Origin of the sequence: Paenibacillus puerhi, from assembly GCF_009846885.1 — a bacterium.
Classification (GTDB): Bacteria; Bacillota; Bacilli; order Paenibacillales; family NBRC-103111; genus Paenibacillus_G; species Paenibacillus_G puerhi.
The window spans coordinates 144,603-166,922 of record NZ_WUWM01000004.1; the positions used below are offsets into that span (position 1 = coordinate 144,603).

The window sequence follows — 22,320 nt, forward strand, 5'->3', positions numbered from 1 at the left end:
GATCTTAACGAAAAAAGATATTGGGAGGTTGCTCGGATGCAAATTGATATTTATTCCGATATGGTATGTCCCTGGTGCCGCATCGGCAAGCAAAATTTGATGAATGCCCTTGCGGCATGGAAGGACGGGGATCAGGCGGTTATCCGCTATCGCGCTTATCAGCTCGACCCGGACCTGCCCCCGGAAGGCAAGCCGTTCCGCGAGGCGATGGCCAAGAAAATGGGCGGTGTGAATCAAATCGCCCAGGTTACGGCCCAGGTGACCCAGGCCGGTGCGGCCGCCGGCGTCCTGTTCCGCTTCGAGCACGTAACGCGTATGCCGAATACGCTTCTTGCTCACCGTCTGACGGCTCTTCTAGCGCTGGACAAGCAGGGCGCGTGGGTGGATGCGGTCATGAAGGCTTATTTTGAAGACGGACAGGATATCGCCCTCAAAGAGGTGCTGCTCGGCATAGCTGCCGAGCTGGGAGAAGACCCGGAGGCACTCGGAGAACGTTTGGACCGGGGAGAAGGGAAGCTCCAGGTGAAGACCGACCAGCAGGAGGCCGCACGTTTGGGGATTACAGGGGTACCGTTCTTCGTATTCAATAACAAGTACGCCTTATCGGGAGCGTACCCGCCCGAGCAGATCATCAAGGTGCTGGAGCAGACGGCCGCCGAATCCTCCACCGAATAGCGGAGCAGCCAGCCGATACCGTAACGTACCGTACACAAGGAAACCCCGGGCGTAGCTTCCCTGCCCACGTAAACAGCCTCCCGATCTGGTGGAATCAGATCCGGAGGCTGCTTTGAGTCTTAGCGCTGCCGCAGGGATGGATGCGGATCGAGGGGGAAGCCCGGTACCCCCGTAAGCTCGGACCCCACTGCCGACATATAGTCCATCGTCTGGTCTACCATGCTATCATGCACAGCTGCATTATTCAGTAGCGGATGCGGCGCGCGGATGAAGAGACAGCGTTGTCTGGAGCGCTGCCGATTCAAGCTTCTCCACGTATGCTCAAGCTCTGCGCAAAGCTCCTCCGTCACTCCCACATCGACCAGAAATAGCACATGCGCGCAGTCCAGCGCCGCAAGCTGCTCGACGGAGCGTACATCCAGAACATCAATCTGACGAACCGATTCGGGAGGAATCACCTGGAGGTCCTCGTAGAACAGATCCCTCATCTTGCGGATCTGCATCCCGTAGACCCGGTAAAGCCCGCTCAGGCTGACATTGACGACCAGCATCGGCTCATCGCCCAGCTCCCGGCGGATCAAAGCCCTGGCATTCTCCGTCTTGGCTTCGAAATAACCGAGCCAGCGCTCAGCTACTCCTGACATGCCCAAAGGCTCGGCCAGGTCAAGCAGCCGCTTCTTCCAGGAATACTTCTTCCAGTCCAGCATAACGACCGGAGCGATCTCTATAAGCCCCTGGTAAATATCTGCGGTGACGGGAGGCGTGAAGATCAGCTCCGGACCGGCCTCCGCGACCTGTCGGAGCGCTTCTTCCGGATATTCCATCCAGCCGCGCTCCAGATTCATATGCGGCGTGATCCCGAGCACCGACAGATCCCCGCGGAAGACAGGCGACAAGCAGGCGACTTTCCGTTTGGCCAGCATCGCGTATTCGGTGGGGGAGAGCCCCATCTGCTTCTTGAATAACCGGCTGAAATAATATTCGTCGGGATATCCTACAGTGTGAGCTACATTGAGAATCGGCAGATTGGAATCGGCAAGCAGAGTCAACGCTGCCTGTAATCTGGTTTTCGTGAGATACTTATGCGGACTTAATCCGGTTCTTCGACGAAACGCCTGATAGAACCGGCTGGCGCTTACGCCCGAGGACCGCGCAATTTCTTCCATATCCGTCGGCTCGTAATACTGCTCCAGCATATATCTTCTTGTCTGCTCCACGTAATCCTGCAGCTCAGCCTCCGGCTCTCGGGGCATCTGCAGGGTCAGGCTGAAGGCCGAAGCCAAGCCGTACAAGTGGGCTTGCAATTGATAGTAGTAACCGGCTGTCCCCATCCGGGCGTTGTCGGTAAAATCCCGAATCCAGCTCTGCACCTGAGGGCAGCGGAACTTGACAAGGCCTGCACGCTCTGCGGGCAGCAGACTATGGGCGCCGGAACCGGCCCCGGCGAAGCGCCGCTTGCTCGTACAGCGGAATTTGACGATGACAATACCGGTCGGGCGGTCCGAGGACAGATTTTCCACGAGGCATTCGCAGAAAGGCGGCACCAGGAACCACTGTCCCGCTGCAGCTCGGCCCGTATGACGGGCTTCTCCGAATTGCAGGACGATGCCTAGCGTCTCTTGACGCACGAAGACAAAGGCATGCTCGCCATGCGTATGAAAAGAGAGTGAAGAGCCCGAAGCGATGCGGGTCTCCTCCGTCGCCAAGTAATCGAGGGAGAGCGCCCGGATGTAATCGATTGTGTTAAACATCATCAACCTCCTTGAAGCTTAATCACTACTCTATCATAAATGATAATGAAAATCATCGTCAATTCAAGTTAGCGGCAGTTGCTTGAATGCTTGCCTTAGGAAGGAATACTTCCTGCCCAAACCATGCCAAAAAGCCGCAGACGCGTCTATCCCTCCCCGCCGTCAGCGTGATGAGAAGGGTACGGATGGTCTGCGGCCCGGCCCAGCAAGCTGCACCTGCAGCGTATCCTTAGGTCGTCCGTCTAATAGGTTGTGTGGCGCCCTCCCTGCTTGGCCCAGGACCGGTACCAAAGCATAATGCGCGCCTGGGGAGCGATGCCCAGTTCATCCTCCAGCAGCTTATGGAGGCTCGCATACTGCTCTTCCACCGCACTCCAGTCTCCGAGCCGGTCATATAATTTCATGAGGGCAAAGTAGCTTTCCTCGTCATAAGGCTGCTGTCGCTGAATCCGATGGTACAGAGCCATCGCCGAGGCTTCCATCCCCTTGCTCTCCTCGTATACCGCCTGCCGCTTCAAATAACCAAGCCAGAGCATCCTCAACCGCTGCCGCTCGCTCTCGGCCCATATATAGTCATAATCGCCGAAGTAGTCGCCCCGATACAAATCCATCGCACGGCTTGCGACGTCAGGCGGCAAATATCCGTCATCCTCGGACTGATGGATCAGCCGCTCCCATTCATCGGTGTCTACCTGGACGCCATTCATATCAAGCACATACCCTTCCTCCAGACCGGCGTTGCGGATCGTCAGAGCGAATCCCGTCCGCTTCAGCAGCTGACGGGCCTGATACACGGTCGTATACATATGGGTCATTCCGCGCTTCTCATCCAGCTTGGGCCACAGCAGCTCCAGCAGCGCATCCTTCTTGACCAGCTGCCCGCGATTATGCAGCAGGAATGCGAACAGCTCCTGTGCTTTCGCCGTTCTCCATTTGGAGGCTTCGCCTCCCTGCTCCATCCCTTCGAAGGCTAGGGAAGGCAGCGTCCGGACTAACGGATGCGCGGGGGCGGGTGTCTGAACCGAACCGGCATGCAGGAACCGCTTGCTCAGCCGCTGTATCGTCTTATCCAGTCTCTCCCGCTGCACGGGCTTTAACACATAGTCGATGGCATTGTATTCGAAAGCTTCGATCGCATACTCGTCATAAGCCGTCACGAATACGACCTGCACGTTGGAGCCTCTCTCTTGAAGCATCTCCGCGATCTGAAGCCCGGACAGCTCGGGCATATGGATATCGAGAAATACGACGTCCGGTTGAAGCTCCTCGATGAGCTTGATGCCTTGATGCGGGTCCCTAGAAGCGCCGACAATAGAAACCCCGGGAAATTTCTTAAGCATGTTCTCCAATTGGATCAGCGCAAGCCGTTCATCATCGATCATCATTACGTTCATCAGGGCATCACCATCCCGCTTCGATTCCAAGTTCATTAATACTAACCATCGGTTTTTCGCTAAACTTTATTGAGGTTTTTTTTCTAGATATGTACCGAATCCCGTCCATCGGCCTCACCTAATCGACAATATTTGCATAGGAAAAGCGGTTGCTCCCGCTACAGGGAACAACCGCTTTTCAGTCCTTCTATAAGCCCTTGCGAAAGTCTATCCGAGGCGGACCGCGGGGATCGCGGCTCTTGCTTTACCCCGTCAGCCCAGGAAGGATTTCAGCATCCACACATGCTTCTCCAGACCCGCATGAATCCCAAGCAGCATGTCGCCCGTCGTCTCATCCTGCAAGGATTGGGCCAGCTCCATCCCCTGCTTCAGCTCCCCGATCAGGATCTCGAAGTCGCGGACAATGGCGTTAACCATGCCTTCCGCATTCTCCCCGCCTGCCGCCTCCTTCACGGAAGCGAGCTTCAGGCTCTCGGCCATCGTAGCCACCGGAGCGCCTCCAAGCGCAAGCATTCGCTCGGCCAGCGCGTCAATATGCAAGGCTGCTTCGGTATATAGCTCTTCGAATTTGACATGCAGAGTAAAGAATTGAGGCCCCTTCACGTACCAGTGAAAGTTATGCAGCTTCATGTAAAGGACGGACCAGTTGGCGACTTGACGATTGAGTACCGCTGTAATTTGTTCTTGCATCTCCATTCCTCCTTAGGGTAACCAACATGATAGGGAAGCTTGCTTGCGTAGCTGCAGCTCTGACAAGTCCCCGAAATTTCTACATACGCCCCGCTCGCCTGGAACCCTGGACCGATCCGGCCCTGCAGCGGAGCGGACTCCGTATAATCATCGATGCTCCCGCATTGTACGCAGTACAGATGATGATGGGGCCGTACATTCGTATCGTAACGGGTCGTACCGCTATGATGAATGTAAAATTCTTTTACCAGACCGAGATCACGCAGCACCCGCATATTGTTATAGATCGTGGTGATGCTGACGACCTTCGGATAATCGGCATAGATGGCTTCATACAGCTGCTCCGCCGAAGGATGCGAAAGCCTGACGAACAAATACTCCGTGATCAGCCGTCTTTGCGCCGTCATGCGGATGCCCGCCACTTCCAGCCTCTGCTCGGCCTTCTTTAACGTGACGCTTGCCCGCATGTCCCTCCCGCCTTTCCCCTGCTCTCTGCTACGAGTTGGATGGCGGCATATGAGCTGCTATATCGATACCCAAGCCTGCCGCTAGCCTGGAGCCGTATTCACGATCGGCACGGAAGAAGTTGTAGATGGCCCTGAGCTGGATATCGGGAGGCGTGGCCAGCAGGTCGCGGACCAGATTAGAGATCAGATGATCCCGCTCCACGTCCGAGAAGCTGCGGTATTTCTCCCCTGCCTGCGTAAAATCGTCGGTTTTCCCTATGCGCTTCCTCTCGGCATTACCTTGCAAGGGAGCAGGCGTATCGCGGTAAGCGGCGTCCTCTCGGGGACTACCCGGAGAGCTGTTAGGCTCATAATTGAAGGTCGAAGCATCCTGCTTCATCGTCATCGCGCCGTCGCGTTGATGATTGCGTACGGGAGCATACGGACAATTCACAGGGATTTGCAAATAGTTGGCGCCCAGACGGTACCGCTGCGTGTCCGGATACGAGAATAGACGCCCCTGCAGCAGCTTATCCTCCGAAGGCTCGATTCCCGGTACCAAGGCGCTTGGGGAGAAGGCCGCCTGCTCAACCTCAGCGAAAAAGTTGCCGGGATTGCGATTCAGCGTCATCGTGCCCACCTTGTGCAGCGGATAGAGCTCCTCCGGCCATACCTTGGTCGGATCGAGCGGGTCGAAGCCGTGGATATCCAGGTCCTCGACCGGCAGCAGCTGTACATGCAGCTCCCAAGCCGGGTACTGCCCCCGCTTGATGGATTCGCTCAGATCCCTCGTCGCATGGCTGAAGTCGCGGCCCTGAGTTTCCTGCGCATCCCGGACCGTGAAGTTTGCAACCCCCTGCTTCGTCTTCCAATGATACTTGACATAGGTCGTGCGGCCTTCCTCGTTGATCCACTTGAAGGCATGGACGCTGAAGCCGTCCATCTGCCGGTAATTGGCCGGCGTCCCATTATCCGAGAACAGCCAGGTCAGCATATGCGTAGACTCGGGAGATAGCGTCATGAAATCCCAGTAGCGCGACGGTTCCTGCACATTCGTATCGGGGGCCGGCTTCAGCGAATGCACCATATCGGGAAATTTCATGGCATCCCGGATGAAGAAAACAGGCAGGTGATTGCCGACGATGTCGTAATTGCCCTCTTGCGTATAAAACTTTACGGCGAATCCGCGAGGGTCTCGGGCCGTTTCCGGAGAACCGACGCCATGAATGACGGTGGAGAAACGGACAAATACCGGGGTCTGACGTCCTTCTTCGGCAAACAGATGAGCCCTCGTAAAATCCTTCATGCTTCGCTCGGTTTCGAAAATACCATGTGCGCCTGCGCCCCGGGCGTGAACGACCCGCTCAGGTATGCGCTCCCGATCAAAATGCGCGATTTTCTCCAGTAAATGATAGTCCTCAAGCAAAGTCGGGCCGCGCTGACCGGCTGTCCGCGAGTTCTGATTATCCCCTACAGGGGCTCCTTGATTAGTGGTAAGACGGTGCTGATTATTCATTCTTCATCGCTCCTTATATTTAGACTTGATCTAAATCTATAAGGTAAGTATACAGGCAAAATCCCGTTCGAACATGAACTCTGCATGAATATTGGATGAAGATATGATGAAGATGGGGTGAGGCGCGGAGGCCGACGATTACTCGTCGGCCAGCCGGTACCCCACCCCGCGCACCGTAACAATATAACGAGGCGAAGCGGCGGGATCGCCGAGCTTCTTGCGCAGGCTTTTAACGTGAACGTCCACCACATTGCTGCCTCCGAAGTAGTGACTCCCCCAGACCCGATCCATAATGTCCTCGCGGGTAAGCACGCCGCCCTCGGCTTCCATGAGCAGAAGCAGCAGCTCGAACTCCGTCTTGGTGACTTCAATACGTCTGGAAGCTCGGGTAACCGTCATCCGCCTGGCATCTAGCGTCAGATCCTTGAAGGAGCGCACCGCATTCGCATGCCCAGGAGCGGCTCCGGCAGCGGGGTCTCTCTCCCAGACGGCTGACGCCGACGTCTCCCCGGACCGCGCGCTTCGCTCCAGCAGCTCCATCGCCCGGGCGACCGCCGCATCGAGAGGCCCTGGCCATACCAGCGTCTCCTGGCCATGCACGGCGAGCTCGGCAGCTTCCTTCTCCTGCACGAGCCACAGGAAGGCTGCCCGGCTGCTCGTATCCGCCGCGCTTGCGCGAAGCTCGGCAGACTCTCCCGCCGCATCGGCAGCCGCCGCGTCCAGAATAATCAGCTCGACCGGCAGTCCGTTCATCACGGCCGGATCGAACCGGTGGAAGACAAGCACGTCGAGGCAGCGGGTGGAAAGCTCGCCTACCAGCCCGTGTACCCTCTCCGGAAATGCGCTGATCACAGCTACCCGCTGCGTTTCACTGCAGTAAGCGCCGATCGCGGCTTCCGATTCCGGATCATGCCCGTCATACGACTTAGGTGCAGACCCGATGCTGGGCTGCTGCGGTTTAACCGGCTCGAATATCATCTTTCCGGTCGCTTGCTTCAATTGGTCCGTGGTCGGCATGCTGCGCACACTCCTTCGAATACGACGTGAGAATGATCGACCCGGTAGCCGGTCTCCTGCTCGACTGCCAGTACCCATTCGGGCGGCGTATCGGCCATGACCTCGTCTACTCGGCCGCACTGCTTGCACACAATATGATGATGGTCTTCCATGCGGGCATCATAGCGGCTCGCCGCCTCGCCAAGCTTCAGCTCGCGGATAAGTCCCATTTCAGTTAAATATCGTAATGAATTATAAACGGTGCCATAGGCCAAATGATGACCGTTTTCCCGCAATCGCTCGATGACCTCAGCGGCAGTCGGATGGTTCTCGCTATGTGACACAATCTCATAGATCGCTTTGCGCTGCGGCGTCAGGTTTAGCTTGCTCATGGACTGACCCCCTTGATTTGAATTTAGATTAAGTATAAATCTAATTCACAGGGAGGTCAAGGACTCCCTAGTAGAACGTTCCCGAAGTAACGTTACTTGTCCCCCATACCTGCATGGGTATCGGGCTCGGCTAACGGAGATAACGAGGCTGTCGATTCATTGTGGACGGCAGCGCAGTTAAGTAAAGGCTGAACGTAACGGACACCACAGTCGCTATTTCACAAAAATGGGGCCTGTTCAAATTGTAACGGACACAGACGACCTTACTTACGTCAAAACCGCATAGAATGGGCGGAAATGCACCAAATAGCGTCATCTGAGTCCGTTTGATTTTCAATATCGCGAAAACGCTGCAAATAGAGACTCTGAGTGAGGTCCGTTAGCGAAAGCAGTACGTTTCAACTCAGTTACTCACAATGAATCGACAGCCTCATAACTGCTCTTAGCGGTCTCAAACGCCCGGAATCCCAAGAAATTGTCGCTCTTAAGGTCCAATAGGTCCCTTACATTCGTATCCGTGTCATTCCCAGCCGCTAACGATTCAACATGTCCGTTAACCGTAACTCCGCGCCGCTCCTACGTTGCTCCATTATTACAGGACTTTCAGATCGCTCTGCTATCCAGCTTGCCAACAAAGCGGGCCTTTCCGCCGCCGAATCTGCCGCCTTATTCTTCCGTGACCTCCAGCTTAAGCGCAGAGGTTCGCCCCGGGTACGACGCGGCTACCATCCCGTTGTGCCACAGGCTGACACGCTGGCCGACCCGCAGCTCCGCCCACTCCATCGTCCGGCCGGACTTCTCGCCTACTACCCGTCCATCCTCCTCCAGGCGTGCCCAGATCGCCATAGGCATAGGGTTGCCTGTTGTCAGGGTCTGATGCTCATCCACGATCAGTACCCGCTTGGCCTGCTCGTCGATTTCCGTAATCTTGCCCGTGAGCGACGGCTTGCCGCAGCAACCAAAGACGATGATCTCCAGCGGAAACGGTTCTCCAGCTGCCTCATATAACGCGGACCTCACCGCCTGCAGCTCCTCCTCCGTGAACGGCCGTTCGAAATCGCCAAATCGCCGAACCTTTATCTCGATTCGATCAGCTGACTGCCCAGCGCTCATCAGCACCACGCCGTGGGTTTCCTTGTAAGCCTCGACAGCCTCTTCGGTTACCGACTGCATCGCGCGGGTCAACCGGGCGTCCGGCTGGGCCGTCCTTGGACCCGGCCACTTTCTTACCGCAGACTTCTGCTGTTCCTCCGGCTGGATCGTCGTGGCGGGCGTCCCACCCTCTTCCCGGCCGTTCTCCTCCGCCTGCCAGCCGGCCAGCCATACTCCCGCTGCAAGCAGCAGCTTGAACCATGGACTCATTCCTGTTTCCTCCTCTGTCCGTTCGGTAACGACACCTGCTAAGCGGACTCATTTCCCCTATCCGTGAGAGTCCGCATGATCTACCCGGTTCCCTCTGGCTGCTACCCTTCAGACGCTCCCCGGCCTGTACAGGTTGCACGACGGAAAGCTTGCCTTCTGGTCTTGTCTTTTCAGCCATCTTTCAGATTCCGCTCAGCAGGGGTTCAGTTGTTTCGAGTATAATGAACTCAGGAAGAAAGACTATATCAGTTGAACTTAAGAATCGTATTCGTGTTCATGTTAGTAGACAGTCTCAGTCCTCACTCCAGGCCGGAAACATGCCAAAGTACAGTTTTTTTACATAAATTTCTTTTCGGAGGGGAAACGTCAGCAAGCATGCAGGAATGTCATGCGAGATTTCCCTGAACAATGCAGGTCTATAAGTACATGATAGATTTCACCGATGAAGATCTAGCCAAATGTTACCATCTGAAAGGACGAAGACCATGAATATCAAATCGGTAAAAGGCATCCGTCTGCTTCTGGTCGACGATGAACCGAATATTTTGCAATTTTTGGAGCTGGGGCTGGTCAGCGAAGGCTTCCAGGTGAAAACGGCGCCGGATGGCCTGAGCGCCATCAATGCCGCGCGCGAGTTCGAGCCGCATATTGCCATTCTTGACGTCATGATGCCTGGCATGGACGGCTTCGAAGTGTGCCGGATGCTCAAGAAATCCGGACTGCCCATCTCCGTCATCATGCTGACGGCCAAGGACGATGTCGATGACCGCGTCAAAGGCTTGAAGCTGGGCGCGGATGATTATATGGCCAAGCCGTTCAGCTTCGATGAGCTGCTCGCCCGGATTCATGCCCGATTGCGCAATCAGTTTCCCCATCTGCTGGAGGAAGTGATTCACGGGCCGTTCCGGCTCGATGACCGCCGTAAGGAAATCAGCTATGAGGGGCGCATTTTGGAGCTATCCCCCACCGAGTACGAGCTGCTCACTTACCTGGTCCATAATCACGGCATCGTGCTCAGTAAAGCGCTGATCCTGGACAAGGTCTGGGGTTATGATTTCGCCGGGGAAGAAAATATTGTAGAGGTGTACATCCGCTCCCTGCGCGATAAACTGCAGGACCGGGAGCACCGTCTGATCCGTACCGTGCGCGGCGCGGGCTACCGCGTCGATCTGCCGTGAGCGGGCGGATATCCGACCGCTGGAGACGGGTGTTCCCGGCCGGCTCGCTGCGCCTCCAGCTGCTGGCGCGTTCGCTTCTGATCCTGGCGGCGCTGCTCGCTCTGATCGGCGCGCTGCAATATGTGCTGATGAGCGATGCGATCTACCGGAACAAGGCCGAAAGCATGCGCAGCCAGCTGCAGACGCTGCCGCCGGACGTTTGGCTGGACCGCAGCGGGGCGGTAGAGGAAGAACGTTCCGCGGGAAACGCGGCTAAGCCTTCGGCTGCCAGCGGCGCGAACAGTGCGCGCGGCCCTGGCAGCTCGGCGCAAGCGCCAGGCAGCGACGGGCAGGCGTCCGGCAGTAACGGGCAGGCGCCCGGCGCGGACATTAGGCCGCCTGCCAATGAGCTGAGGCCGTCGGCCGGCGCGAGCTTCCGAGGCAGGCCCACGTTTTTTCTACCGGAAGGCGTTCTCAGCTATATCGATGCCGTAGGCCATGTTACCGATCTCCCGGGCTGGGATGAGGAGCAGGCCAAGGTCGTCCCCCATCTGACACGGGAAGCCTATATGCAGATGCTGAACGAGGATCGCAGGGATTGGTCCTACCAGGTAATGAAGGCGGCGGACGGCACGGAACAGCTCGTCGTGATCGCCCGCTCGGACCTTAGAAACCGCAAGGCTCTGCTGCAGCTCAGTGTAAATACGAAGCCGCTGCAGGAGGTGCTGCTGCGTCAGCTGCTCATTTTCCTGACCGTATCCTGCGTGGCCTTGGTCGCGGGCCTGCTAACCTTTCTGCCCGTTCTGCGCAGAACCCTCGTTCCGCTGTCCAATGCGGTGGACACGGTCCAGCAGATCGATGCCGGCAACCTGGCCATCCGTATGCCGGAGCAGCAGGGGCAGATCGAGATCGATCGGCTGGCAAGCTCCTTCAACAGCATGCTGGAGCGGCTGCAAAGCTCGTTCGAGACCGAGCGGGAAGCCAGGGAACAGATGCGGCGCTTCGTCGCCGACGCCTCCCATGAGCTACGGACTCCGCTTACGTCGATTCACGGCTTCCTGGAGGTGCTGCTCCGCGGCGCAGCCGACCAGCCGGACAAGCTGTACAACGCCCTGAACAGCATGCACAGCGAGTCGAAGCGGATCAATAAGCTCGTCTCCGACCTGCTCCTGCTGGCCAAGCTGGACCGTGCCCCGTTGATTCAACTGGAAGACGGTGCATTGTCCGACGTGATTAGAGAGATGGAGCCTCAGCTGCGGCTGCTTGCCGGGAGCCGCGCTCTCCGTCTGGAGACGGCTACCGGCGGCCGCTGCCGGTTCGAACCGGACAAGATCAAGCAGGTCATTCTGAATCTCTTTCATAACGCTGTTCAGCATACCGATGCGCAGAGCGGGGTGATTACAATCTCGCTGCATGATGGACCGGATCATGTTCACTTATCGGTCCGTGACAATGGCCCCGGGATGGAGCCCGACCGGCTTCCCCATATCTTCGAGCGCTTCTACCGCGTCGACTCCTCGCGAACCCGGATGAATGGCGGCGCAGGGCTCGGCCTGTCAATCTCCCAGACGATCATCGAAGCCCATGGAGGCCGAATCGAGGTCGAGAGCGAGGTTGGCAGAGGAAGCTGTTTCCGGATCTCGCTTCCCCGCTAGCGGGCAGCACTGGCGGACAGCAGCCTCCCTATGCCCGGACCCCCTGACGAAGAAGCCGATCCCGCAGCGGAGCGGCTTCTTCACGCTGAGCGGCAGCTCTCCTCGCCTGCCTCGGTCCATAGAGCCATGGAATCCCTAGTGAAATATGTATTATAATGCAAGAAGCGGCTTTTCTAGCTCCTAAGCTGCTTGGCCGCTGCCTGGTCTATCCTTCTTCGCGCGGGAAGACCATGCCTATGATTAGCATTTTGCAACCGGAGGTGCCCTATGAAACGTTTCTTGCTAGCGTTCCGACTCATCTTGACGATCGTTGTTGCCTTGACTGGCTTCAGTCTGGCCCCGCTTCCCCAAGCCAAGGCGGAATCCTTCTACTACACGGCCTACCCGCAAGGAACGGTCGGCATTCTTAAACCCAAGATCGGGTTCCAGATTACGCAATCCTCCATCGCCTCAGTCAGCCATATTGCGCTCAAGCTGGACGGCCAGCGGGTAACAGGTCAATACGATGCCGCTTCCATGACCTATACGTACCAGCCTGAACAGCCTCTCGCCAAGGGCGCGCATACCGTCGCCGTCTCGGTCGAATTCGCCGGCTACGAGCCGATCGAGCAGGAGTGGAGCTTCACCGTCTCTTCCCTGTCCGTCACGGAGCCTCCGACCTCTTACTCGGACAAGCAGCGAGAGATGGTCCGCGCTATCAACGATTACCGGCTCCTGTACGGCTTGCCTTCCTTGCAGATCAACCCCAATCTGACGATGGCGGCCAAGATGCATGCCGAATATTTGCAGACCAATAACATCGACACGACTCAAGTATCGATGCACGTGCAAACCAAGTCGCTTCCCGGGTATATCGGCGAGAAGCCCGGCGAACGAGCGCTCTACGCAGGCTACTACGACCATGTAGCCGAGGACGTATCCTACCATGCGGGAACGCATATCGGGTCCGTAGATAGTTTATTCGACGCGCCATACCACCGTCTTCCCTTCCTGCTGCCCAGCGCCAAGGACATCGGGGTAGCGGTCGTTGGACCTTTCGTCGTACTGGAGTTCGGCTTCCAGGAACAGGACCAGCAGCAGCTTGTGGTCACCCCTGCTCCGGGTGAAAAATACGTTCCTGTGGCCTTTAACGGACATGAGGACCCGGATCCGATACGTATGCATCAAGGCGCAGCCTATCCTGTCGGCTATCCGATCGTCGCTCACATCAGCGGCTCCAACACCGAGGAGGTCAAGCTGGTCGAGGCGCGGCTGACCGATGCGAAGGGCCATGCCGTGGAGCTTCTGCAAAATACGCCGAAGAACGACGAGCATTTGATTCAGGAAGTCATCCTTACCCCGGCCAAGCCTCTTCTGCCGGACGCATCGTATACGGCTTATGTGAAGATGACAGCTTCGCATAACGGCTCCATCCAGACGTTCGAGAAAACGTGGCAGTTCCAGACCGAACCGGCCGAAACGGTGGGCAAGTCGAAGCTCCACGCGGATGCAGCCGCCTATAAGAAGCTAACCGAGCAGAAAAGCGAAGCCGCGCATGTCGTCAGCTTCAGCTTGAATGACACCAGTTACACCCTGGACGGGGTGCAGCTCGACATGAAGCTCGCTCCTCTCGTGATCGATGGCTCCTCCTATCTGTGGGTTCGGGATCTGGCCGCCGCTTTGGGCGCCCAGATTGAGTGGAATGAAGCCCAGAAGGCCGCCATCTATACGAAGGACGGCCGGACGATCAGCTTCTTTACGACGCGCCCGACCTACGCCTTGGACGGCGTGGAGGCCTCTACGGATGTGCCTGCCAAGCTGGTGAACGAGAACACCATGATTCCCGTACGTCTGCTTTCCGAGGTGCTGGGCGCCAAGGTGGAATACATCCCCGAGGACCACAGCGTCAGCATTACGTATTAAGCCTGCCATCATTCATAGCCTGGGAATTAAAAGAACAGTCCAGAAACGTCCGGACTGTTCTTCTCCATTTACGTGCTTATGTTCGATTACGGCAGGACTGGATCCAAACGCCTGCAGCTCTCCTGGGCAAGCCTCAGCACCCCCAGCTTACAGGCGCTTCAGCTTGACCGGACGGCCGGACGCCGCCGATTCGAGCGCCGCGCAGGTAACCTGCTGCGTACGCAGGGCATCGGCGTAGTCCGATCGTATGCGAGACGTATCTCCCGTTCGCAGCGCATGCACAAACGCCTCGGTCTCGGCGGCATACGGATTAGTAGGATCGGTCACCTGCTCGCGGCCTTCCGTCGTGGCGATTTCCAGCCTCTCCTGCGTCCAGTCCAGCATGCCCCGGCCCGTATACAGCGTCAGCCCGGCCCGGTGAACACCGGAAGGAAGCGCGCACGTATTGATGATGCTGGCTACAGCGCCCGAGGCCAGCTTAAGCGTGACCGATCCGACATCCGGCACCCCGACGCCCTCGTACTGCTCATGCACAACGCGGTTTCCGTACGCTGCATATACCTCCTCGACCTCCCCTGCCGTGTAGCGGAGAAGATCGACGATATGGGTCGTCTGCTCGATAAATTGACCGCCCGATCCGTCCTGTCTCCGCCACCAGGAAACCTGCGGCATGCCGCCCGACCATTCGCCCGCCGCCATGGCCACCGTCTGCCCCTCCAGCTCTGCTTTCATCCGGTCCACCGTTGCCTTGTACCGGAAGTGATAGCCCACCGAGGTCACCAGCTGTTTATGGCGGATCGACTGCTCGAGCGCAATCGGCAGCTCCAGACCGAGCGCGATCGGCTTCTCGACGAGGAAGGGAATACCGCGGGCGATAAGCTCCCGCTCGATCTCCCCATGAGCCATAGGAGGCACGCAGATGTACACGGCATCCAATCGTTCGGACTCCAGCATCTGCAGCAGACTGCTGTACCCCTTCGCACCGGGATAGGCGGAAGCCAGCTTCTCCGCCTTCTCCCGGCTTGTCCCGCAGATCGCTTGCAGCCGTACGCCTTCGGTTTGCGCAAGCAGATCCGCATGAACGCCGCTGAACCAACCGGTCCCGATAATTCCTATTTGTAACATTCTCCCTCGCCACCTATCGGTTTTCTTTCCATTGTATATGATATGATAGAGGAAATGAAAGCGTTATGCGGTAAGGAAGGTGTATCATCAGACATGAGTCAGAACGCAAAATTTTTATGGATTGCAGTAGGTATCGTGCTCGTCATCTCAGCGAATATCCTGCTCTATTTCAACTTGACCAAAAATACGCTTAAAGCCAACCACCAGCGGGAGCTTCGCTCCATCGAGGCCCAGATCGAGCTGTTGGTCGAGCAGTCGCGCAGCGGCTCCAAGCTGTTCGAAGACATGATCGGGGAGAAGCTGCGCATGGCCTCTATAGCCGCCGAGTACGCCCTGCCCGCCGATGTGGAGAAGGTCACTGAGCAGCAGCTGCTTCAGCTGAAAGAGGAATTGATGCTGCATCACCTCACGCTGATGAAAAAAACCGATGATGATATCATTCTGTACAAATCAACCAGCCCGCGTGAGGTCGGTCTCGGGACCAAGCATTGGGGGATCTGGCACACAGCCTTCCAGGAGCTGCTCGACAAGCGGTTCGTTACGATGAAATGGGGCCAGTCGCTGCCGAACTATTGGTCCGGCCCATATGAAATCGCCACTTCGGATACCAAGGATATCGTCAAGTGGGGCTACTATTATAGCGGTAAAACCAACTATATCATCGATCCCTACGTGGACAATGCAGCCTTCAATCAATATCAGAAGGTAACGGGACTGGACGCCGTTATGGACATTACTTTGAAGACCTATCCTTTCCTCGTGGAGATTGCGGGCATTAATCCCATGACCTTCGCCAACGAGAAAACTTGGGTGACCGAAAACGGCGAGCTGCTCGACCCGTTGACGCACCGTGCCATCTTTTTCGGAGATTATACGTATAAAAATATCGATAAGGATAAGGAGTACATCAAGCTGGCTATCCGCACGCGCCAACCGGTTTCCTATGTGGAGACGATCGGGGGAAAGCGGGTAGAGAAATCGTTCTTTGCGATCCAGAGCAGCACGCTGGATGTCGTCAGAGCCTGGGAAGAGCATCCCGACCCGAGCCTCCAAGGCTTTTATGTGCTGAATCTGACAAGTGATGTAGGGCTTATAGAGGCGACGCTCAATAAGCAGTTCCGGACCGTTATGGCGGTGGTAGCCGTCATTACGCTGCTTAGCCTTTTGTTCGTGTTTATCCTGATCCGCCGCATATCCCTGGCTCGCGACAAGGCCATTCAATTGACCAGCGAGACGTATACGGAAGAGTTCAATCAGATGTATCTCGACTTCCGGGGACAGCGGCATGACTTTCTGAATCATGTCAGCGTCATTCATTCCTTTGTCGAGCTGGGCAAGCATCGGGAGCTGCTCGACTACACCAACATGCTTGTAGGCGATATACGGGCCATTAATGATATCGTCGAGATCGGCCAGCCCGAATTCGCAGCCGTTATCCAGGCGAAGACTCTAGCTGCCACCAACAAAAAAATTCGCTTCTCGCATGATATCGAGATCCCGCACAAGGTGCTTCCCGGTACCAAGGCATTCGACATGGTTCGTATTCTCGGGAATTTAATCGACAATGCCTTCGAAGAGACGCTTCGTCTGCCTGCGGAAGAGCGCTGGGTGACCTGCAACGGCTGGATCGAGGGAGGCAGCGTGCACTTCAAGGTGGTGAATCCCATGTCGAAGCATGTCGCAAATCAAACAAAGAGCGAGGTATTCGAGAGCGGATACACGACTAAGGAGAATCATTCCGGACTCGGGCTCTGGATCAGCAATAAGCTTATCCAAAAAAATCGCGGGGATATTGAGGTTTTTATGGGTGAAGAGCAGTTCACCATACTGGTGAAAATGCCAATCCTTTGAAAAAGCAACATTAATATTTATTTTTCGACATTTTTTTTACCGATCAAGCACGAAAATAAACCAATCAGCACATCTCGTCTCCCTCTGATATGGCGTCCTTTATAATAGACATATGTTTAGTCAGGATTTCGTCACGATGAAGGAGACAGATATGATGCCCAGACAAATCGTAATCGTGGATGATCAATCGGAAGTTGCCGAGACGCTGCAAGCCGCGCTCCCTCAAGACCGCTTTGCCCTTACCCTGTTCCGTTCAACGGCGGAGATGCAGAACCATCTGCCCCGGCTGAGGCCCGATATGTTCTTGATCTCGCGGAACAACTCCGTATCGGACGGGATCCGTACGGCGCGCTACATCCGGTCCAAGCTTAAGCTGATTCAGCCTGTCATCTTGTACGGAGATTGCCAGGAGGAAGCGGATATCATCTCCGGCCTTGAAGCCGGCGCTGACGATTATATCCCAAGAAGCTCCAGCACCGGTCAAGTAGTCGCCCGTATCCAGGCGCATCTCCGCCGCAGCGACGGTTTTCACGGCGCCAAGGGCTTTGTACGCAGCCGAACGGCCCGCGGCCTCGAAATTGACCTGGCCACCCGATCGACCTGGGTCGACGGCATCTTTATTCCCCTATCGGTCAAGGAGTTCGATCTCCTGTACTATCTGATCCAAGCGTCAGGCCGGGTAGTCGCCCTGGAAGAATTGTTCAAGCTGGGCTGGGGCACGGTCAGCTATGGAGACACGCGTACCGTGCTGGTCCATATCAGCAACCTGCGCAAGAAGCTCCGCGGCTCCTTAGCAGACTGCCCGTACATCATCACGGTTCGCGGCATCGGTTATATGTTTAACAGCAAAGCCCTTTTTACCGATCATTCTCCCCCTTGGAGCCGTCAAAGAATAGCTGCCGCTCAAGCCATTTCCTCCGTCTAACCCTTAATCCGGTTGTATATCCGTTCGAATTCCTTGCGCTTGCGGCGCGATAAATCTATTTCCGTGTTGCGATAGGTAAGCTTAATCGTATAGGTAGCGAAGAAATCAGTGCTGGCATAGACAGAATCGATATACTTCAAGTTAACGAGCTGCGATTTATTCGGATAAAAGATAAGCTCCGAGCATTGATCCTGAATCTCGGATAAGGAGGACCGGGTCACGATCGGGTCCTCCCCCGCCACATGAACCTGCACCTTCCTCTCAGCCTTGCACCGCTCCGCAAAAATCAGCTTATTCTCATTAATAAAAATCGGCTTATGATTGGACTTGATCTCGATAATCCTAGCATCAGACGGGCCGCCGGCTTGTGCCAGATCCCGTTCGAAGGCTTTGGCCGCCTTCTCCACCGCAGCAGCCAGACGGTCGAAGGTTACCGGCTTCGTCACGAATCCGATGACGTTTAATTCATAGCCGGCAAGCAGGAGACTGGAATCCTTCGTGCCGGATACCAGGATCAGATAGGGAGTTAACCCATGCTCCCCAAGACTTTTGTAGGCCGTAATCCCGTCTATCTCCTTCAGGCCGATATCCATCAGCACCAGGTCAGGCCTGAGCTTCAGACAATCCTCTATAAACCACTTGCCCGAGCCCACGGAACTGAGCACGTGCAAGCCTAGCCGCTTGGCATACAGGACCAGCTTCTCCCGATCCGGCTCCTGATCCTCCGCAATGATTACCGTAAGCGCACGCGTCATCTTTTTCCCCCTCCCCGTTCGTTTCTTATTCCCTCTAACGTCTTACGTCCCAACCTCCAAACCGTTCCGCTCTCCCCTTTCTCCCCATCCTATCATGATCGTGCCCGCCTCCGTATCAGACAATAATTGTGATCCCTTCCCTTGGCCGGTCCAGCACTCCGAGGCCGGCCTATATGGAAGGCAGGTCCCTCCGTACATAGCTTCGGACAGATTTTGTTCTGCGCCGATTCATATCATTTGTCAGTATGATGCTGAACAAAACGGCTCCTATAATGGGACTATCCGAATCGCAGCGGTTAAAGACGGTGCCGGTTCGATACCATACCAAACCCAATTGGAGGCTGACACTCATGGACAAATCATGCTTGCAGTATTCACTGACCGAAGAGGAGCGCCGAACGTTTAATGAAACCGGCTATCTGATTCTGGAGAACATTCTTTCCCCGGAGCAGGTTGCCGCGCTCACCAAGGAAGTCGACGCTATCTATGAGAGAAAGATAAGCGAAGGACACGATACAAAAAAAGCGATGTTTCATCCTAATTTTATCCCCGATCACCCTTTATTCCTCGATCTGGTGGATTACGAGAAGGTGCTGCCTAAGGTATGGGGCATTCTCGGCTGGAATATCTACTTGTATCATTGTCATATGATCGTAACGCCTCCTACGGGATTGGAGAAAAACGATAAAACGTTCGGCTGGCATCAGGACAGCGGCCGGATGAACAGGGAGATGGAGTCGCACCCTCGACCACGCGTTTCCTTAAAAGTCGCCTACTTCTTATCGGATATATCCGAAGCGGGCCGCGGAAACTTTTACATCGTCCCGAACAGTCATCTGAAAGACGATGACATCGTCGTTCCCGATGGTCAAGGGCAGCCTGATGGCGCGATCCCCGTCAAGGTGAAGCCCGGCACAGCCGTTTTCTTCGACCGCAGATTATGGCATGCCGCAAGTCCCAACTGGTCTGATATTACGCGCAAAGTACTCTTCTACGGATATGGATACCGCTGGATTCGTACGAAGGACGACATGACGGTAAGCGATCTGTGGGAGGGCAGCTCCCCGATCCGCAAGCAGCTGCTGGGAGCCGGCAAAAACGCCGACAGCTACTATACGCCTACGGATGCCGATGTGCCGCTCCGTACCTGGCTGCAGGAGCATGCCCCGGAACTGGCGAAGTGGTAACGGCTTATGTGCGGCGCCAGGACGGCTTGCGGGAGCTCGCTTACTTGTCTGTCATGCTCTCATGGTCAAAAACTGAACCGGGATGTGTTCATGGTGGAAAAAGATTACGACTTGCTGCTGGATCAGCTGCTGCAAGAGGAGCATGAGCTTCAATTCACCCAATTCACCAATAAAATGGCTTTCGATATCGGGACCCGGATCGTGCATAAGGCGGAGGCTGACGGAAAATCGATACTCGTCGATATTGAAAGAAACGGGCAGCGTCTGTTCCACGTCGCGATGGAGGGCAAATCCCTTAACAACGCCCAATGGGTAACCCGAAAAAATAATGTCGTCCGGCAATTCGGTCATAGTTCTTATTATATAGCCAACTTGCTGAAATCCAAGAAAACGACGATGATGGAATGGGCTTTTCTGGATCCGAATGAATACGCAGCAGTCGGCGGAGCCTTCCCCATCCTGGTTAGACAGGTCGGCATCATCGGCACGGTTACCGTGTCCGGCCTCCCGCAGGAAGAGGACCATCGCCTGGTGACTACTGTACTTAAAGAATTTGTGAGCTGATCAATCAGCAGGGGTGGCATTGGGATAGCAGATCGGCTCCAGGCAGGCTGCTATCCTAATCCCCCGGGCTTGCGGGAGATCAGCCCCATCCCGTCAGAATGGAGGTGGAATATTGCAGCAAACGAATATAATCACCCATACCAAGTCCAAGACTGGACGCCGCTCCCGGCTTTGGACCGCTATGCGGCAATACAAATACATGTATGCGCTTGCATTGCCGGGTATCCTGTTTTTTATCCTGTTCAAGTTTGTCCCGATGTGGGGACTGCTGCTCGCCTTTAAGGAATACAATCCGTACAGCGGGTTCAGCGGCAGCGAATGGGTCGGCTTCGCGCACTTCAGAGAGCTGTTCGCCGACGTCAACTTTTATGTGATGCTGCGCAATACGTTCGCTATTAACTTGTTCGGTCTTGTCCTGATGTTTCCTGTTCCGATCCTGCTTGCTCTGATGTTAAACGAAGTCAGGCATGAGGTATTCAAGAAATTCAACCAATCCATCGTATACCTGCCTCACTTCCTGTCATGGGTCGTCGTTGTCAGCATGACCTTCTTTATTCTCTCCTCGGATGTCGGGATCATCAATAAGCTATTGATCGACCTTGGACTGGAAACCATCGCTTTTTTATCGGAACCGAAGTACTTCTGGGGTCTCATCACCCTGCAGAACATGTGGAAGGAAGCGGGCTGGGGTACGATTATCTTCCTCGCGGCGATGGCGGGCGTCGACCCGCAGCGCTACGAAGCGGCCGTCGTGGACGGTGCCAGCCGTATGAGACAAATCTGGCATATTACGCTTCCGGCGATCCGCCCGACGATAATGATATTGCTGATCCTGAGGCTCGGCCATATGGCCGATGTCGGCTTCGAGCAAATTCTGCTGATGATTAACCCCCTTGTCCTCTCCGTAGGCGAGGTGTTCGATACGTATGCTTACACGCACGGCATCTTGAAGGGCCAGATCAGCGTAGGGGTTACGGTAGGCATGTTCAAGGGCGTGGTCGGTCTGATCCTGGTACTGGCCGCCAACTATACGGTGAAGAAAATGGGACAGGAAGGGATTTACTAGAAAGGAGATGACTTATGAGCTTCGTCGCCACCAAGAAAATGACCCCGTTCGACTGGACCAATTACACGCTTTTGACTATCATCTCGTTGATCTGCGTCTTTCCTTTTCTCTATGTATTCAGCGTTTCCTTTACCGATCCGGACGTGTATGTGCCCCTTAAATTTTATGTTTTCCCCGATCAATGGTCGCTGGCCTCCTACAACTATTTATTGTCCACCAACAGCTTCCTGAACGCTCTGAAAAATACGGTGTTCATTACCGTGATCGGTACGGCGTTGAATCTGGTCGTCTCCTTCACCTTGGCGTATACGCTTACCAAGAAGCTGATGCCGGGACGCAACCTGATGATGAGTGCCGTCGTATTTACGCTCGTGTTCAATGCCGGTATCGTGCCGGGCTATATCCTCATTAAACAATTGGGCTTGATCAACTCGCTCTGGAGCCTGATCTGGCCCAGCCTGACGAATGCCTGGAGCTTGATCGTCATCAAAAGCTTTTTTGAGTCGCTGCCTGCCGAGCTGGAGGATGCGGCCCGGATCGACGGCTGCTCCGATATGGGGGTGTTCTTAAAAATAGTCATCCCATTATCCATGCCCGCGATAGCGGCGTTCACTCTCTTCTTCGCCGTCTCGTATTGGAACACCTACTTTAATGCCCTGATTTATTTGTCCGATTCCAAAAAATGGACGCTGCAGGTGCTGATCAAGACACTGGTCATCGATTCCGACTCCAACGGCGTCGGGCAGGCTGGGGCCGGGGGCGATGCCCGAGCCGTGCCCCAGGAAACGATCCGAATGGCCTCCATCATGCTGGCCATGGTCCCTATCCTGGTCGTGTATCCGTTTCTGCAAAAGCATTTTGCCAAAGGCGTTATGCTTGGCTCTGTCAAAGGCTAACGACTCATTCACAAG

General features: G+C 55.6%; 20 protein-coding genes. 10 read left to right on the plus strand and 10 right to left on the minus strand.

What is annotated here, in order from left to right:
- Window positions 1-36: 36 nt before the first annotated feature.
- The gene (locus GSF01_RS05245; protein WP_159881970.1) at window positions 37-675 is read left to right on the plus strand and encodes a DsbA family oxidoreductase; all 639 of its coding nucleotides are present in this window, start codon (window positions 37-39) and stop codon (window positions 673-675) included.
- Between the two features lie 119 nt (window positions 676-794).
- On the opposite strand, the gene GSF01_RS05250 is transcribed toward GSF01_RS05245, so the two are convergent.
- The 8 genes from GSF01_RS05250 to GSF01_RS05285 form a co-directional block, all read right to left on the minus strand.
- Window positions 795-2,426 (minus strand): helix-turn-helix domain-containing protein, encoded by a 1,632-nt coding sequence (locus GSF01_RS05250; RefSeq protein ID WP_159881971.1) that lies wholly within the window; start codon window positions 2,424-2,426, stop codon window positions 795-797.
- Window positions 2,427-2,668: 242 nt separating this feature from the next.
- Window positions 2,669-3,820: a response regulator gene (locus GSF01_RS05255; RefSeq protein WP_159881972.1), complete on the minus strand. Its 1,152-nt coding sequence runs from the start codon at window positions 3,818-3,820 to the stop codon at window positions 2,669-2,671.
- A 252-nt stretch (window positions 3,821-4,072) separates the two neighbouring features.
- Window positions 4,073-4,510: a Dps family protein gene (locus tag GSF01_RS05260; protein ID WP_159881973.1), complete on the minus strand. Its 438-nt coding sequence runs from the start codon at window positions 4,508-4,510 to the stop codon at window positions 4,073-4,075.
- Window positions 4,447-4,977, minus strand: a complete 531-nt coding sequence (locus GSF01_RS05265) for a Fur family transcriptional regulator (RefSeq protein WP_159881974.1) — start codon at window positions 4,975-4,977, stop codon at window positions 4,447-4,449. The genes GSF01_RS05260 and GSF01_RS05265 overlap by 64 nt, the downstream gene beginning before the upstream one ends.
- A 28-nt stretch (window positions 4,978-5,005) precedes the next feature.
- Window positions 5,006-6,472: a catalase gene (locus tag GSF01_RS05270; RefSeq protein ID WP_159881975.1), complete on the minus strand. Its 1,467-nt coding sequence runs from the start codon at window positions 6,470-6,472 to the stop codon at window positions 5,006-5,008.
- A gap of 138 nt (window positions 6,473-6,610) precedes the next feature.
- A complete protein-coding gene (locus tag GSF01_RS05275; RefSeq protein ID WP_159881976.1) occupies window positions 6,611-7,489 on the minus strand; it encodes a winged helix-turn-helix domain-containing protein in 879 nt (292 codons plus the stop codon).
- The gene (locus GSF01_RS05280) at window positions 7,468-7,860 is read right to left on the minus strand and encodes a Fur family transcriptional regulator (RefSeq protein WP_159881977.1); all 393 of its coding nucleotides are present in this window, start codon (window positions 7,858-7,860) and stop codon (window positions 7,468-7,470) included. The genes GSF01_RS05275 and GSF01_RS05280 overlap by 22 nt, the downstream gene beginning before the upstream one ends.
- Before the next feature lie 666 nt (window positions 7,861-8,526).
- A complete protein-coding gene (locus tag GSF01_RS05285; protein ID WP_159881978.1) occupies window positions 8,527-9,222 on the minus strand; it encodes a DUF3221 domain-containing protein in 696 nt (231 codons plus the stop codon).
- Window positions 9,223-9,713: 491 nt separating this feature from the next.
- Between GSF01_RS05285 and GSF01_RS05290 the strand changes: the two genes are divergently transcribed.
- The 3 genes from GSF01_RS05290 to GSF01_RS05300 all read left to right on the plus strand — a co-directional run bounded on the left by GSF01_RS05290 (window position 9,714) and on the right by GSF01_RS05300 (window position 13,936).
- Window positions 9,714-10,400: a response regulator transcription factor gene (locus tag GSF01_RS05290; RefSeq protein ID WP_159882068.1), complete on the plus strand. Its 687-nt coding sequence runs from the start codon at window positions 9,714-9,716 to the stop codon at window positions 10,398-10,400.
- Window positions 10,397-12,034: a sensor histidine kinase gene (locus GSF01_RS05295; RefSeq protein WP_235941297.1), complete on the plus strand. Its 1,638-nt coding sequence runs from the start codon at window positions 10,397-10,399 to the stop codon at window positions 12,032-12,034. The genes GSF01_RS05290 and GSF01_RS05295 overlap by 4 nt, the downstream gene beginning before the upstream one ends.
- A gap of 267 nt (window positions 12,035-12,301) precedes the next feature.
- Window positions 12,302-13,936, plus strand: coding sequence for a stalk domain-containing protein (locus GSF01_RS05300; RefSeq protein WP_159881979.1), 1,635 nt, complete (start codon window positions 12,302-12,304; stop codon window positions 13,934-13,936).
- Window positions 13,937-14,083: 147 nt separating this feature from the next.
- Here GSF01_RS05300 and GSF01_RS05305 read toward each other — a convergent pair whose 3' ends face one another.
- Window positions 14,084-15,061 carry a Gfo/Idh/MocA family protein gene (locus tag GSF01_RS05305; RefSeq protein ID WP_159881980.1) on the minus strand — a complete coding sequence of 326 codons (978 nt, stop codon included), beginning with the start codon at window positions 15,059-15,061 and terminating at the stop codon, window positions 14,084-14,086.
- Window positions 15,062-15,154: 93 nt separating this feature from the next.
- Here GSF01_RS05305 and GSF01_RS05310 point away from each other — a divergent pair, with 93 nt between their 5' ends.
- On the plus strand, window positions 15,155-16,912 hold the full coding sequence (locus GSF01_RS05310; protein WP_159881981.1) for a sensor histidine kinase: 1,758 nt from the start codon (window positions 15,155-15,157) through the stop codon (window positions 16,910-16,912).
- 151 nt (window positions 16,913-17,063) lie between these two features.
- A complete protein-coding gene (locus GSF01_RS05315) occupies window positions 17,064-17,837 on the plus strand; it encodes a response regulator transcription factor (protein WP_159881982.1) in 774 nt (257 codons plus the stop codon).
- Here GSF01_RS05315 and GSF01_RS05320 read toward each other — a convergent pair.
- Window positions 17,834-18,592 carry a LytR/AlgR family response regulator transcription factor gene (locus GSF01_RS05320; protein WP_159881983.1) on the minus strand — a complete coding sequence of 253 codons (759 nt, stop codon included), beginning with the start codon at window positions 18,590-18,592 and terminating at the stop codon, window positions 17,834-17,836. The genes GSF01_RS05315 and GSF01_RS05320 overlap by 4 nt on opposite strands.
- A 350-nt stretch (window positions 18,593-18,942) precedes the next feature.
- On the opposite strand from GSF01_RS05320, the gene GSF01_RS05325 reads away from it, so the two are divergent.
- From GSF01_RS05325 to GSF01_RS05340, 4 genes are all read left to right on the plus strand, one after another.
- Window positions 18,943-19,779, plus strand: a complete 837-nt coding sequence (locus tag GSF01_RS05325; protein ID WP_159881984.1) for a phytanoyl-CoA dioxygenase family protein — start codon at window positions 18,943-18,945, stop codon at window positions 19,777-19,779.
- A gap of 90 nt (window positions 19,780-19,869) precedes the next feature.
- The gene (locus GSF01_RS05330; protein ID WP_159881985.1) at window positions 19,870-20,343 is read left to right on the plus strand and encodes a heme-degrading domain-containing protein; all 474 of its coding nucleotides are present in this window, start codon (window positions 19,870-19,872) and stop codon (window positions 20,341-20,343) included.
- Between the two features lie 181 nt (window positions 20,344-20,524).
- On the plus strand, window positions 20,525-21,409 hold the full coding sequence (locus tag GSF01_RS05335; RefSeq protein WP_159882070.1) for an ABC transporter permease: 885 nt from the start codon (window positions 20,525-20,527) through the stop codon (window positions 21,407-21,409).
- Between the two features lie 14 nt (window positions 21,410-21,423).
- A complete protein-coding gene (locus tag GSF01_RS05340) occupies window positions 21,424-22,305 on the plus strand; it encodes a carbohydrate ABC transporter permease (protein ID WP_159881986.1) in 882 nt (293 codons plus the stop codon).
- Window positions 22,306-22,320: the final 15 nt, after the last annotated feature.

Bases quoted from the DNA above. Each gene is read 5' to 3' on its own strand.
- GSF01_RS05245 (WP_159881970.1), top strand. From the start codon at position 37: ATGCAAATTGATATTTATTCCGATATGGTATGTCCCTGGTGCCGCATC.
- GSF01_RS05250 (WP_159881971.1), bottom strand. From the start codon at position 2,426: ATGTTTAACACAATCGATTACATCCGGGCGCTCTCCCTCGATTACTTG.
- GSF01_RS05255 (WP_159881972.1), bottom strand. From the start codon at position 3,820: ATGAACGTAATGATGATCGATGATGAACGGCTTGCGCTGATCCAATTG.
- GSF01_RS05260 (WP_159881973.1), bottom strand. From the start codon at position 4,510: ATGCAAGAACAAATTACAGCGGTACTCAATCGTCAAGTCGCCAACTGG.
- GSF01_RS05265 (WP_159881974.1), bottom strand. From the start codon at position 4,977: ATGCGGGCAAGCGTCACGTTAAAGAAGGCCGAGCAGAGGCTGGAAGTG.
- GSF01_RS05270 (WP_159881975.1), bottom strand. From the start codon at position 6,472: ATGAATAATCAGCACCGTCTTACCACTAATCAAGGAGCCCCTGTAGGG.
- GSF01_RS05275 (WP_159881976.1), bottom strand. From the start codon at position 7,489: ATGCCGACCACGGACCAATTGAAGCAAGCGACCGGAAAGATGATATTC.
- GSF01_RS05280 (WP_159881977.1), bottom strand. From the start codon at position 7,860: ATGAGCAAGCTAAACCTGACGCCGCAGCGCAAAGCGATCTATGAGATT.
- GSF01_RS05285 (WP_159881978.1), bottom strand. From the start codon at position 9,222: ATGAGTCCATGGTTCAAGCTGCTGCTTGCAGCGGGAGTATGGCTGGCC.
- GSF01_RS05300 (WP_159881979.1), top strand. From the start codon at position 12,302: ATGAAACGTTTCTTGCTAGCGTTCCGACTCATCTTGACGATCGTTGTT.
- GSF01_RS05305 (WP_159881980.1), bottom strand. From the start codon at position 15,061: ATGTTACAAATAGGAATTATCGGGACCGGTTGGTTCAGCGGCGTTCAT.
- GSF01_RS05310 (WP_159881981.1), top strand. From the start codon at position 15,155: ATGAGTCAGAACGCAAAATTTTTATGGATTGCAGTAGGTATCGTGCTC.
- GSF01_RS05315 (WP_159881982.1), top strand. From the start codon at position 17,064: ATGATGCCCAGACAAATCGTAATCGTGGATGATCAATCGGAAGTTGCC.
- GSF01_RS05320 (WP_159881983.1), bottom strand. From the start codon at position 18,592: ATGACGCGTGCGCTTACGGTAATCATTGCGGAGGATCAGGAGCCGGAT.
- GSF01_RS05325 (WP_159881984.1), top strand. From the start codon at position 18,943: ATGGACAAATCATGCTTGCAGTATTCACTGACCGAAGAGGAGCGCCGA.
- GSF01_RS05330 (WP_159881985.1), top strand. From the start codon at position 19,870: ATGGTGGAAAAAGATTACGACTTGCTGCTGGATCAGCTGCTGCAAGAG.
- GSF01_RS05335 (WP_159882070.1), top strand. From the start codon at position 20,525: ATGCGGCAATACAAATACATGTATGCGCTTGCATTGCCGGGTATCCTG.
- GSF01_RS05340 (WP_159881986.1), top strand. From the start codon at position 21,424: ATGAGCTTCGTCGCCACCAAGAAAATGACCCCGTTCGACTGGACCAAT.